This window comes from Thermus sp. (genome assembly GCF_039793865.1).
Lineage (GTDB): Bacteria > Deinococcota > Deinococci > Deinococcales > Thermaceae > Thermus.
On record NZ_JBAMMI010000077.1, the window covers coordinates 10,687 to 22,957 of the forward strand.

11 protein-coding genes are annotated in these 12,271 nt (G+C 68.1%); all 11 read left to right on the forward strand.

Features of this window, described 5'->3' with window-relative positions; all coding sequences use genetic code 11:
* The coding region (gene nuoD / locus ABJK26_RS07020) for an NADH dehydrogenase (quinone) subunit D (protein WP_347241568.1) at positions 1–1,125 on the forward strand (1,125 nt) is incomplete at its 5' end.
* A 9-nt stretch (positions 1,126–1,134) separates the two neighbouring features.
* Positions 1,135–1,680, forward strand: a complete 546-nt coding sequence (gene nuoE, locus ABJK26_RS07025) for an NADH-quinone oxidoreductase subunit NuoE (protein WP_347241569.1) — start codon at positions 1,135–1,137, stop codon at positions 1,678–1,680.
* Positions 1,677–2,990: an NADH-quinone oxidoreductase subunit NuoF gene (gene nuoF, locus ABJK26_RS07030; RefSeq protein ID WP_347241570.1), complete on the forward strand. Its 1,314-nt coding sequence runs from the start codon at positions 1,677–1,679 to the stop codon at positions 2,988–2,990. The genes nuoE and nuoF overlap by 4 nt, the downstream gene beginning before the upstream one ends.
* A 1-nt stretch (position 2,991) precedes the next feature.
* On the forward strand, positions 2,992–5,343 hold the full coding sequence (gene nuoG / locus ABJK26_RS07035; protein WP_347241571.1) for an NADH-quinone oxidoreductase subunit NuoG: 2,352 nt from the start codon (positions 2,992–2,994) through the stop codon (positions 5,341–5,343).
* Between the two features lie 23 nt (positions 5,344–5,366).
* Complete coding sequence (nuoH, locus tag ABJK26_RS07040; protein WP_347241578.1) at positions 5,367–6,431, forward strand: NADH-quinone oxidoreductase subunit NuoH; 1,065 nt, start codon at positions 5,367–5,369, stop codon at positions 6,429–6,431.
* Positions 6,428–6,976 (forward strand): NADH-quinone oxidoreductase subunit NuoI, encoded by a 549-nt coding sequence (gene nuoI, locus ABJK26_RS07045; protein ID WP_347241572.1) that lies wholly within the window; start codon positions 6,428–6,430, stop codon positions 6,974–6,976. The genes nuoH and nuoI overlap by 4 nt, the downstream gene beginning before the upstream one ends.
* Positions 6,973–7,506 (forward strand): NADH-quinone oxidoreductase subunit J, encoded by a 534-nt coding sequence (locus ABJK26_RS07050; protein WP_347241573.1) that lies wholly within the window; start codon positions 6,973–6,975, stop codon positions 7,504–7,506. Before nuoI ends, ABJK26_RS07050 begins: the two co-directional genes overlap by 4 nt.
* A complete protein-coding gene (gene nuoK / locus ABJK26_RS07055) occupies positions 7,503–7,790 on the forward strand; it encodes an NADH-quinone oxidoreductase subunit NuoK (protein WP_347241574.1) in 288 nt (95 codons plus the stop codon). The genes ABJK26_RS07050 and nuoK overlap by 4 nt, the downstream gene beginning before the upstream one ends.
* A gap of 2 nt (positions 7,791–7,792) precedes the next feature.
* Positions 7,793–9,613, forward strand: a complete 1,821-nt coding sequence (gene nuoL, locus ABJK26_RS07060; protein WP_347241575.1) for an NADH-quinone oxidoreductase subunit L — start codon at positions 7,793–7,795, stop codon at positions 9,611–9,613.
* Positions 9,607–11,016, forward strand: a complete 1,410-nt coding sequence (locus ABJK26_RS07065; RefSeq protein ID WP_347241576.1) for an NADH-quinone oxidoreductase subunit M — start codon at positions 9,607–9,609, stop codon at positions 11,014–11,016. Before nuoL ends, ABJK26_RS07065 begins: the two co-directional genes overlap by 7 nt.
* The coding region (locus ABJK26_RS07070) for an NADH-quinone oxidoreductase subunit N (protein ID WP_347241577.1) at positions 11,013–12,271 on the forward strand (1,259 nt) is incomplete at its 3' end. The genes ABJK26_RS07065 and ABJK26_RS07070, both read left to right, overlap by 4 nt.

Here is a 12,271-nt window from a genome sequence, read left to right on the forward strand (position 1 = left end):
TCCACCCACGGGGTGCTCCGCCTGGTGGTGACCCTCTCCGGGGAGGAGGTCTTGGAGGTGGTGCCCCACATCGGCTACCTCCACACGGGCTTTGAGAAGACCATGGAGCACCGCACCTACCTCCAGAACCTCACCTACACCCCCCGGATGGACTACCTCCACTCCTTCGCCCACGACCTGGCCTACGCCCTGGCGGTGGAGAAGCTGGTGGGGGCGGTGGTGCCGCCCCGGGCGGAGACCATAAGGGTCATCCTCAACGAGCTCTCCCGCCTGGCGAGCCACCTGGTCTTCCTGGGGACGGGGCTTTTGGACCTCGGGGCCCTCACCCCCTTCTTCTACGCCTTCCGGGAGCGGGAGGCCATCCTGGACCTCTTTGAGTGGGTCACGGGCCAACGCTTCCACCACAACTACATCCGCATCGGCGGGGTGAAGGAGGACCTGCCGGAGGAGTTCGTCCCCGAGCTCAGGAAGTTCCTGGAGGTCATGCCCCACCGCATTGACGAGTACGAGGCCCTCTTCGCCGAAAGCCCCATCTTCTACGAGAGGGCCCGGGGCGTGGGGGTGATCCCGCCCGAGGTGGCCATCCATCTCGGCCTCACCGGGGGGTCTTTGCGGGCGAGCGGGGTGAACTACGACGTGCGCAAGGCCTACCCCTACTCGGGCTACGAGACCTACAGCTTTGACGTGCCCCTGGGGGAAAAGGGAGACGTGTTTGACCGGATGATGGTCCGCATCCGGGAGATGCGGGAGTCGGTGAAGATCCTCAAGCAGGCCCTGGAGCGCTTGGAACCGGGCCCCATCCGCGACCCCAACCCCAAGATCACCCCGCCCCCCCGCCACCTCCTGGAGACCTCCATGGAGGCGGTCATCTACCACTTCAAGCACTACACCGAGGGCTTCCATCCCCCCAAGGGGGAGGTCTACGTGCCCACGGAGTCTGCCCGGGGGGAGCTCGGCTACTACATCGTCTCCGACGGCGGCTCCATGCCCTACCGGGTCAAGGTGCGGGTCCCGAGCTTCGTCAACCTGCAAAGCCTCCCCTACGCCTGCAAGGGGGAGCAGGTGCCGGACATGGTGGCCATCATCGCCAGCCTGGACCCCGTGATGGGGGACGTGGACCGCTAGGGAGGGAAGATGGGTTTCTTTGACGACAAGCAGGACTTCCTGGAGGAGACCTTCGCCAAGTACCCGCCGGAAGGGCGCCGCGCCGCCCTTATGCCCCTTCTCCGGCGGGTGCAGCAGGAGGAGGGCTGGATCCGGCCCGAGCGCATAGAGGAGATCGCCCGCCTCGTGGGCACCACGCCCACCGAGGTCCTGGGGGTGGCGAGCTTCTACTCCTACTACCAGTTCGTGCCCACCGGGAAGTACCACCTCCAGGTCTGCGCCACCTTAAGCTGCAAGCTCGCCGGGGCGGAGGAGCTTTGGGACTACCTCACAGAAACCTTAGGGATCGGCCCCGGGGAGGTGACCCCGGACGGGCTTTTCAGCGTGCAGAAGGTGGAGTGCCTGGGCAGTTGCCACACCGCCCCCGTGATCCAGGTGAACGACGAGCCCTACGTGGAGTGCGTGACCCGGGCGAGGCTTGAGGCCCTTCTTGCGGGCCTTAGGGCGGGGAAGCGGCTTGATGAGATTGAGCTTCCCGGCAAGTGCGGCCACCACGTGCACGAGGTGGAGGGATGACCGGGCCCATTCTTTCCGGACTGGACCCCAGGTTCCAGAGGACCCTCTACGCCCACGTGGGGAAGGAGGGGTCCTGGACCCTGGACTACTACCTCCGGCACGGGGGGTACGAGACGGCGAAGCGGGTCCTCAAGGAAAAGACCCCGGACGAGGTCATAGAGGAGGTGAAGCGCTCGGGGCTACGGGGCCGGGGCGGGGCGGGCTTCCCCACGGGGGTCAAGTGGAGCTTCATGCCCAAGGACGGGAAGCAGCACTACCTCATCTGCAACGCCGACGAGTCCGAGCCCGGGAGCTTCAAGGACCGGTACATCCTGGAGGACGTCCCCCACCTCCTCATTGAGGGGATGATCCTCGCCGGGTACGCCATCCGGGCCACGGTGGGCTACATCTACGTCCGGGGGGAGTACCGGAGGGCGGCGGACAGGTTGGAGCAGGCCATAAAGGAGGCCCGGGCCCGGGGCTACCTGGGGAAGAACCTCTTCGGCACGGACTTCTCCTTTGACCTCCACGTCCACCGGGGGGCCGGGGCCTACATCTGCGGGGAGGAGACGGCCCTCATGAACTCCCTCGAGGGCCTAAGGGCCAACCCCCGCCTCAAGCCCCCCTTCCCCGCCCAGGCAGGCCTTTGGGGCAAGCCCACCACCATCAACAACGTGGAGACCCTGGCCGCGGTGGTGCCCATCATGGAGCGGGGCGCCGACTGGTTCGCCCAGATGGGCACGGAGGGGTCCAAGGGGATGAAGCTCTACCAGGTCTCGGGGCCGGTGAAGCGCCCTGGGGTTTACGAGCTTCCCATGGGCACCACCTTCCGCGAGCTCATCTACGAGTGGGCCGGAGGGCCCCTGGAGCCCATCCAGGCCATCATCCCCGGGGGGTCCTCCACCCCGCCTTTGCCCTTCACCGAGGAGGTCCTGGACACCCCCATGAGCTACGAGGGGCTTCAGGCCCAGGGCTCCATGCTGGGGACGGGGGGCGTGATCCTCATCCCCGAGCGGGTGAGCATGGTGGACGCCATGTGGAACCTCACCCGCTTCTACGCCCACGAGTCCTGCGGCAAGTGCACCCCCTGCCGCGAGGGCGTGGCGGGGTTCATGGTGAACCTCTTCGCCAAGATCGGCCGGGGCGAGGGGGAGGAGAAGGACGTGGAGAACCTCGAGGCCCTCCTCCCCCTCATTGAGGGGCGGAGCTTCTGCCCCTTGGCCGACGCGGCGGTGTGGCCGGTGAAGGGCTCTCTGAAGCACTTCAAGGACCAGTACCTGGCCCTGGCGCGGGAGAAGCGCCCCGTACCCAGGCCCACGCTTTGGAGGTGACATGGTAAGGGTCAAGGTCAACGACCGCCTGGTGGAGGTGCCCCCGGGGACGAGCGTCATGGACGCGGTGTTCCACGCGGGGTACGACGTGCCCCTCTTCTGCTCGGAAAAGCACCTCTCCCCCATCGGGGCCTGCCGCATGTGTTTGGTGCGGATCGGCCTCCCCAAAAAGGGCCCCGACGGGAAGCCCCTCCTCAACGAACGGGGCGAGCCCGAGATCCAGTGGCAGCCCAAGCTCGCCGCAAGCTGCGTGACCGCGGTGGCGGACGGGATGGTGGTGGACACCCTTTCCGAGGTGGTGCGGGAGGCCCAGGCGGGGATGGTGGAGTTCACCCTCCTCAACCACCCCCTGGACTGCCCCACCTGCGACAAGGGCGGGGCCTGCGAGCTCCAGGACCGCACCGTGGAGTACGGGCTCTACGAGAAGTACTACCAGAAGGACCCCCTCTCCCTTCCCGTCTACACCCGCTTTGAGTTCACCCGCCGCCACGTGGACAAGCACCACCCCCTCTCCCCCTTCGTGGTCCTGGATCGGGAGCGGTGCATCCACTGCAAAAGGTGCGTGCGCTACTTTGAGGAGGTCCCCGGGGACGAGGTCCTGGACTTCATAGAAAGGGGCGTGCACACCTTCATCGGCACCATGGACTTCGGCCTCCCCTCGGGCTTCTCCGGGAACATCACGGACATCTGCCCGGTGGGGGCCCTTCTGGACCTCACCGCCCGCTTCCGCGCCCGGAACTGGGAGATGGAGGAGACGCCCACCACCTGCACCCTCTGCGCGGTGGGGTGTGGGATCACCGCCGACACCCGTAGCGGGGAGCTCTTGAGGGTCCGGGCCCGAGAGGTGCCCGAGGTCAACGAGATCTGGCTTTGCGACGCGGGCCGCTTCGGCCACGAGTGGGCGGACCAGGACCGCCTCAAGACCCCCTTGGTGCGGAAGGGGGGAAGCCTCGTGGAGGCCACCTGGGAGGAGGCCTTCCTGGCCCTCAAGGAGGGCCTGAAGGAGGCGCGGGGCGAGGAGGTGGGGCTTTACCTGGCCCACGACGCCACCCTCGAGGAGGGCCTCCTGGCCTCCGAGCTCGCCAAGGCCCTCAAGACCCCCCACCTGGACTTCCAGGGCCGCACCGCCGCCCCGGCGAGCCTCTTCCCGGCGGCCACCCTGGAGGACCTCCTGCGGGCGGACTTCGCCCTGGTCCTCGGGGACCCCACGGAGGAGGCCCCTATCCTCCACCTCAGGCTTTCCGAGTTCGTGCGGGACCTCAAGCCCCCTCAGCGCTTCGCCCACGGCACCCCCTTCGCCGACCTCTCCATCAAGGAGAGGATGCCCCGCCGCACGGAAAAGATGGCCCTCTTCGCCCCCTACCGGGCGCCCCTCATGAAGTGGGCCGCCCTCCACGAGGTCCACAGGCCCGGGGAGGAGCGGGAGATCCTCCTCGCCCTCCTCGGGGAGAAGGAGGGAAGCGAGGTGGTGCAGAAGGCGAAGGAGGCCTGGGAAAGGGCGCAAAACCCGGTCCTCCTCCTGGGGGCGGGGGTGCTCCAGGACGCCGTGGCCGCGGAAAGGGCCCGCCTCCTCGCCGAGCGCAAAGGGGCCAGGGTCCTCGCCATGACCCCGGCGGCGAACGCCCGGGGCCTCGAGGCCATGGGGGTCTTCCCCGGGGAAAGGGGCGCCGCCTGGGACGAGCCCGGGGCCCTCTACGCCTACTACGGCTTCGTGCCCCCGGAAGGGGCCCTTAAGGGGAAGCGCTTCGTGGTCATGCACCTAAGCCACCTCCACCCCCTGGCGGAGCGGTACGCCCACGTGGTCCTCCCCGCCCCCACCCCCTACGAGAAGCGGGGGCACCTGGTGAACCTGGAGGGCCGGGTCCTCCCCCTTGCCCCCGCCCCCATAGAGAACGGGGAGGCGGAGGGCGCCCTCCAGGTCCTCGCCCTCCTGGCCGAGGCCCTGGGGGTGAGGCCCCCCTTCCGGCTCCACCTCGAGGCCGAGCGGGAGCTTAGGAAGAAGGGGGTCCCGGGGCCCATGGGCCTCCTCGCCTTCCGCACCCGGACCCTTAGGCCCAAGGCCCGAGGGGGCCAGCTCTACCTCCGGCCCAGCATGTGGAAGGCCCACCAGGCCGTGGGCAAGGCCCGGGAGGCGGCAAGCCCCGAGCTTTGGGCCCACCCCGAAACGGCCCGGGCCGAGGCCCTCCCCGAGGGGGCCCAGGTGGCCGTGGAGACCCCCTTCGGCCGCCTCGAGGCCCGGGTGGTCCACCGGGAGGACCTCCCCCAGGGCTTCCTCTACCTCTCGGCCCTGGGGCCCGCGGCGGGCCTCCTCGTGGAGGGCCGGGTTCTGGTTCCCGCAGGAGGTGAAGCGTGAGCCACTCCCTTGACCCTTACTGGATGGTGGCCCTGAAGGCCCTTTTGGTGGTGGTGGGCCTCCTAACCGCCTTCGCCTTCATGACCCTAGTGGAGCGGAGGCTCCTCGCCCGCTTCCAGGTGCGCCTGGGCCCGAACCGGGTGGGGCCCATGGGCCTCCTCCAGCCCCTCGCCGACGCCATCAAGAGCATCTTCAAGGAAGACCTGGTGGTGGAGCGGGCCGACAAGGTCCTCTTCGTTCTGGCCCCCCTCATCAGCGTGGTCTTCGCCCTCCTGGCCTTTGGGGCCATCCCCTTCGGCCCGCCGGGGAGCTTCCTCGGCTACCAACCTTGGGTGCTCAACCTGGACCTGGGCCTTCTCTACCTCTTCGCCGTGAGCGAGATGGCCATCTACGGCGTCTTCCTGGCGGGCTGGGCCTCGGGAAGCAAATATAGCCTCCTCGGGTCCCTTCGCTCCTCGGCGAGCCTCATCTCCTACGAGCTCGGCCTCGGCCTCGCCCTTCTCTCCCCGGTGCTTCTGGTGGGGAGCCTCAACCTGAACGAGATCGTGAACTGGCAGAAGGCGCACGGCTGGCTCTTCCTCTACGCCTTCCCCGCCTTCCTGGTCTACGCCACCGCCGCCCTGGCCGAGGCCGCCCGCACCCCCTTTGACCTCCCCGAGGCGGAGCAGGAGCTGGTGGGCGGCTACCACACGGAGTACAGCTCCATCAAGTGGGCCCTCTTCCAGATGGCGGAGTACATCCACCTCATCACCGCCAGCGCCCTCATCCCCACCCTCTTCCTGGGCGGCTGGACCATGCCCGTCCTCGAGGTCCCCTACCTCTGGCTGTTCCTCAAAATCGCCTTCTTCCTCTTCCTCTTCATCTGGATCCGGGCCACCTGGTTCCGCCTGCGCTACGACCAGCTCCTCCGCTTCGGCTGGGGCTTCCTCTTCCCCTTGGCCCTTCTCTGGTTCCTGGTCACCGCCCTCGTGGTGGCCCTGGACCTCCCCAGGACCTACCTCCTCTACCTCTCCGCCCTGAGCTTCCTGGGGCTTCTCGGAGCGGTCCTCTACTCCCCTAAGCCCGCCCGCAAAGGAGGTGGCGCATGACCCTGAAGGCCCTCGCCCAAAGCCTCGGCATTACCCTCAAGTACCTCTTCTCCAAGCCGGTGACCGTCCCCTACCCCGACGCCCCCGTGGCCCTGAAGCCCCGCTTCCACGGGCGGCACGTCCTCACGAGGCACCCGAACGGGCTGGAGAAGTGCATCGGCTGCTCCCTCTGCGCCGCCGCCTGCCCCGCCTACGCCATCTACGTGGAGCCGGCGGAGAACGACCCGGAAAACCCGGTCTCGGCGGGGGAGCGGTACGCCAAGGTCTACGAGATCAACATGCTCCGGTGCATCTTCTGCGGCCTCTGCGAGGAGGCCTGCCCCACGGGGGCCATCGTCTTGGGGTACGACTTTGAGATGGCGGACTACCAGTACTCCGACCTCGTCTACGGCAAGGAGGACATGCTGGTGGACGTGGTGGGCACCAAGCCCCAGCGCCGGGAGGCCAAGATCACGGGCAAGGCGGTCAAGCCCGGCTACGTGGTGCCCTACGTGCGGCCCGAGCTGGAGGGCTTCCAAGCCCCCACGGAAAGGAGGAAGCCGTGAGCCTCCTAGAAGGCCTAGCGGTGGCCCTGCTCCTCGCAAGCGGGATGCTGGTGGTCACCCTTAGGAACGCCATCCACGCCGCCTTGGCCCTGATCTTCAACTTCCTCGTTCTCGCCGGGGTCTACGTGGCCCTGGACGCCCGCTTTTTGGGCTTCATCCAGGTCATCGTCTACGCCGGGGCCATCGTGGTCCTCTTCCTCTTCGTCATCATGCTCCTCTTCGCCGCCCAGGGGGAGATCGGGTTTGACCCCCTGGTGCGCTCCAAGCCCCTCGCCGCCCTCCTCGCCTTAGGGGTAGCGGGGGTTCTCCTTTCGGGGCTTTGGGGGCTAAAGCTCGCCTTCACCCAGGACCTTAAGGGCGGGCTTCCCCAGGCCCTGGGACCCCTCCTCTATGGGGACTGGCTTTTGGTGCTCCTCGCCGTGGGCTTCCTCCTCATGGTGGCCACGGTGGTGGCCGTGGCCCTGGTCCAGCCCTCCCGCCCCCTGGACGCCCTGCCCCGGGAGGAGCGGGAGAAGGAGGTGGCGCGGTGAGCTTCCTCCTCGCCTCCGCCCTCCTCTTCGCCCTCGGGGTCTACGGGGTCCTCACCCGGAGGACCGCCATTTTGGTCTTCCTTTCCATAGAGCTTATGCTGAACGCGGCCAACCTCTCCCTGGTGGGCTTCGCCCGGGCCTATGGGCTCGAGGGCCAGGTGGCCGCCCTCATGGTCATCGCCATCGCCGCCGCCGAGGTGGCGGTGGGCCTCGGCCTCATCGTGGCCATCTTCCGCCACCGGGAGAGCACCGCGGTGGACGACCTCTCCGAGCTTAGGGGGTGAGCATGGCGCTTCTTTTCACCATCCTCCTGCCCCTCTTGGGCTTCGCCCTCATGGGGCTTTTCGGCAAAAGGATGCGGGAGCCCCTCCCCGGGGTCATCGCCTCGGGGCTCGTCCTGGCCTCCTTCCTCCTGGGGGCGGGGCTTCTCCTCTCGGGAGGGGCCCGCTTCCAAGCGGAGTGGCTTCCCGGCATCCCCTTCAGCCTCCTTCTGGACCCCCTCTCCGGCTTCATGCTCCTCATCGTCACCGGGGTGGGCTTCCTCATCCACGTCTACGCCATCGGCTACATGGCGGGGGACCCCGGCTACAGCCGCTTCTTCGCCTACTTCAACCTCTTCATCGCCATGATGCTCACCCTGGTCCTCGCCGACAGCTACCCGGTGATGTTCATCGGCTGGGAAGGGGTGGGCCTGGCGAGCTTCCTCCTCATCGGCTTCTGGTACCAGAACCCCCAGTACGCCGACAGCGCCCGCAAGGCCTTCATCGTGAACCGCATCGGCGATCTGGGCTTCATGCTGGGCATGGCCATCCTCTTTGCCCTCTACGGCACCCTCTCCATCAGCGAGCTTAGAGAGGCCCTGGAAGGCCCCCTGAGGAACCCTAGCCTCCTCGCCCTGGCGGGCCTCCTCCTCTTCCTCGGGGCCGTGGGCAAGAGCGCCCAGATCCCCCTTATGGTCTGGCTCCCCGACGCCATGGCCGGCCCCACCCCGGTTTCCGCCCTGATCCACGCGGCCACCATGGTGACAGCCGGGGTCTACCTCATCGCCCGAAGCTCTTTCCTCTACAGCGCCCTCCCCGACGTCTCCTACACCATCGCCGTGATCGGCCTCCTCACCGCGGCCTATGGGGCGCTATCCGCCTTCGGCCAGACCGATATCAAGAAAATCGTCGCCTACTCCACCATCAGCCAGCTCGGGTACATGTTCCTGGCGGCGGGGGTGGGGGCCTACTGGGCCGCCCTCTTCCACGTCTTCACCCACGCCTTCTTCAAGGCCCTCCTCTTCCTGGCCTCGGGGAGCGTGATCCACGCCCTGGGGGGCGAGCAGGACGTGCGGAAGATGGGCGGCCTCTGGAAGCACCTGCCCATGACCCGCTACCACGCCCTCATCGGGGCCTTGGCCTTAGGCGGCCTTCCCCTGCTCTCCGGCTTCTTCTCCAAGGACGCCATCCTCGCCGCCACCCTCACCTACCCCTTCGGCGGGGTGGGGTTCTACGTGGGGGCGCTCCTCGTGGCCGTCCTCACCGCCATGTACGCCATGCGCTGGTTCGTCCTGGTCTTCCTGGGGGAGGAACGGGGCCACCACCACCCCCACGAGGCCCCGCCGGTGATGCTCTGGCCCAACCACCTCCTCGCCTTAGGGGCGGTTCTCGCCGGGTACCTCGCCCTGCCCCACCCCCTGCCCAACGTTCTGGAACCCTTTTTGAAGCCCGCCCTGGCCGAGGTGGAGGCCCACCATCTTTCCCTTGGGGCGGAGTGGGGCCTCATCGCCCTCTCGGCGGCGGTGGCCCTTTTGGGGCTTTGGGCGGGCTTCGTCTTCTTCCAGCGCAAGGCCTTCCCCGCCTGGTATCTGGCCTTTGAGGCGGCGAGCCGGGAGGCCTTCTACGTGGACCGGGCCTACAACGCCCTCATCGTGAACCCCTTGAAGGCCCTGGCGGAGGCCCTCTTCTACGGGGACGCCGGCCTCCTTCGGGGGTACTTTGGCCTAGGGGATGGGGTGCGGGGCCTGGGCCAGACCTTAGGCCGCCTGCAGACGGGTTACCTTAGGCTCTACGCCCTGCTTTTCGTGCTGGGCGCCTTGGTCCTCTTGGGGGTGATGCGGTGGTAGTCCTGGCGATCCTTTTACCCATCCTCGTTGGAATCCTCCTTCTTCTGGGCCTTCCCCGGACCTTAGGGGTCCTGGGGGCGGGGCTTTCCCTCCTTCTCAACCTCTACCTCTTCCTGACCCACCCGGGCGGGGTGGCCCACGCCTTCCAGGCCCCCCTCCTCCCCGGGACGGGGGTGTACTGGGCCTTCGGCCTGGACGGGCTTTCCGCCCTCTTCTTCCTCACCATCGCCCTCACCGTCTTCCTGGGGGCCCTGGTGGCGAGGGTGGAGGGGCGCTTCTTGGGCCTCGCCCTCCTCATGGAGGGGCTTCTTTTGGGTCTCTTCGCCGCCCGGGATCTCCTCGTCTTCTACGTCTTCTTTGAGGCCGCCCTCATCCCCGCCCTCCTCATGCTTCTCCTTTACGGGGGGGAAGGGCGCCTCCGGGCCCTTTACACCTTCCTCCTCTTCACCCTGGCGGGAAGCCTTCCCATGCTGGCCGCCATCCTGGCGGCGAAGGCCCTGGGGGGCAGCCCCACCTTCCTCCTCCAGGACCTCCTCGCCCACCCCGTGCGGGGAGAGGCCGCCTTCTGGGTCTTCCTGGGCTTCGCCCTGGCCTTCGCCATCAAGACGCCCCTCTTCCCCGTGCACGCCTGGCTCCCCCTCTTCCACCGGGAGAACCACCCCTCGGGGCTCGCGGACGCCCTGGGAACCCTCTACAAGGTGGGGGTCTTCGCCTTCTTCCGCTACGCCATCCCCCTGGCCCCCGAGGGCTTCGCCCAAGTCCAGGGCCTCCTCCTCTTCCTCGCCGCCCTCTCCGCCCTCTACGGGGCCTGGGTGGCCTTCGCCGCCAAGGAGGCCAAGACCCTCCTGGCCTACGCCGGGCTTTCCCACATGGGAGTAGCGGCCTTGGGAGTCTTCTCGGGCACGCCGGAAGGGGCCCTTGGGGGCCTTTACCTCCTCGCGGCGAGCGGCGTCTACACCGGGGGGCTTTTCCTCCTTTTCGGGCAACTCTACGCGAGGCTCCACACCCTGGAGATCGGGCGCTACCGGGGCCTGGCGCAAAGCGCCCCGGGCCTGGCCGCCCTCTTCCTCTTCCTCTTCCTCGCCATGGTGGGGCTCCCCGGGCTTTCCGGCTTCCCCGGGGAGTTTCTAACCCTCCTCGGAGCCTATAAGGCCAGTCCCTGGCTCGCCGCCTTGGCCTTCCTCTCGGTGATCGCCTCCGCGGCCTACGCCCTCACCGCCTTCCAGAAGACCTTCTGGGAGGAAGGAAACCGGAGCGTGGAAGACCTGAAGGGGGACGAGTGGAGCTTCGCCCTCCTCGTGGTGGCGGCCCTCTTCCTCATGGGGGTTTTCCCCGGGTACTTCCTCCAGGGCCTTAGGCCCCTGGCGGAAGCCTTCGCCAAGGTTCTCGGAGGTGGCGCATGACCCTCTTGGTCTTCGCCCTTTTCTCGGTGGCCCTCACCCTCCTGGGCTTCTTCCTTCCCGTGGCCCTCTTCAAGCGGCTCACCATCCTGGGCTTAAGCCTCGCCCTCCTCTCCCTCCTCTTCACCTGGGGGAAGCCCTTCGCCTTCGGGCCCTACCAGGTGGACGGCGTCTCCCAGGCCTTCACCCTCCTCGCCCTGCTTGGGGCCCTCTGGACCCTGGGCCTGGTGCGCTCGCGGCGGTTTGAGTTCTACCTCCTGGTGCTCTACGCCGCCTTCGGGATGCACCTCCTGGCCTCCACCAGGAACCTCATCCTCATGCTGGTGGCCCTCGAGGCCCTCTCCCTTCCCCTCTACGCCCTCGCCACCTGGAGAAGGGGGCAGGGCCTCGAGGCCGCCCTCAAGTACTTCCTCCTGGGGGCTTTGGCCGCCGCCTTCTTCCTCTACGGGGCGGCCCTCCACTACGGGGCCACGGGGAGCTTCCTCGCGGGCACGCCGGGGAAGGGGCCCCTCTACGCCCTGGCCCTGGGCCTCCTCCTGGTGGGCCTCGGCTTCAAGGTGGCCCTCGCCCCCTTCCACTTCTGGACCCCCGACGTCTACCAGGGAAGCCCCACCCCGGTGGTCCTCTTCATGGCCACCTCGGTGAAGGCCGCGGCCTTCGCCGCCCTCCTCCGGGTGGCGGCCCCCGGGGCCCCCGACGCCCTCGCCTTCCTCATCGCCCTCTCCGTGGTGGTGGGAAACCTGGCCGCTTTGGCTCAGAAGGAAACCAAAAGGCTTCTCGCCTACAGCTCCATCGCCCAAGCCGGGTACATGGCCCTGGCCCTCTACACCGGGAACGCCCAGGCCCTGGGCTTCTACCTCCTCACCTACGTCCTGGCCACGGGCCTGGCCTTCGCCGTGCTCTCCGAGGTCTCCCCCGACCGGGTGCCCCTGGAGGCCCTAAGGGGCCTCTTCCACCGGGACCCCCTTCTGGGCCTCGCCCTCTTCCTCGCCGCCCTCTCCCTCCTGGGCCTCCCCCCCCTGGCGGGCTTTTGGGGCAAGTACCTGGTCTTCGCTGAGGCGGCCAGGGCGGGAAAGTGGGGGCTCCTGGTCCTGGCCCTGGTCACGAGCGCCATAAGCGCCTACTACTACCTGGCCTTGGGGCTTTCCGTCTTCGGGCGGGGGGAGGCCGGGGTGGCCCCCAGGCCCCTGGCCCGGGGCGTGGCCCTCCTGGTGGCCCTGGCCCTCCTTCTCCTTGGCCTTCTTCCGGGAAGCGTCCT

Coding starts and splice junctions, on each gene's coding strand:
- nuoE (WP_347241569.1), top strand. CDS start 1,135: ATGGGTTTCTTTGACGACAAGCAGGACTTCCTGGAGGAGACCTTCGCC.
- nuoL (WP_347241575.1), top strand. CDS start 7,793: ATGGCGCTTCTTTTCACCATCCTCCTGCCCCTCTTGGGCTTCGCCCTC.
- nuoG (WP_347241571.1), top strand. CDS start 2,992: ATGGTAAGGGTCAAGGTCAACGACCGCCTGGTGGAGGTGCCCCCGGGG.
- nuoF (WP_347241570.1), top strand. CDS start 1,677: ATGACCGGGCCCATTCTTTCCGGACTGGACCCCAGGTTCCAGAGGACC.
- nuoH (WP_347241578.1), top strand. CDS start 5,367: ATGGTGGCCCTGAAGGCCCTTTTGGTGGTGGTGGGCCTCCTAACCGCC.
- nuoI (WP_347241572.1), top strand. CDS start 6,428: ATGACCCTGAAGGCCCTCGCCCAAAGCCTCGGCATTACCCTCAAGTAC.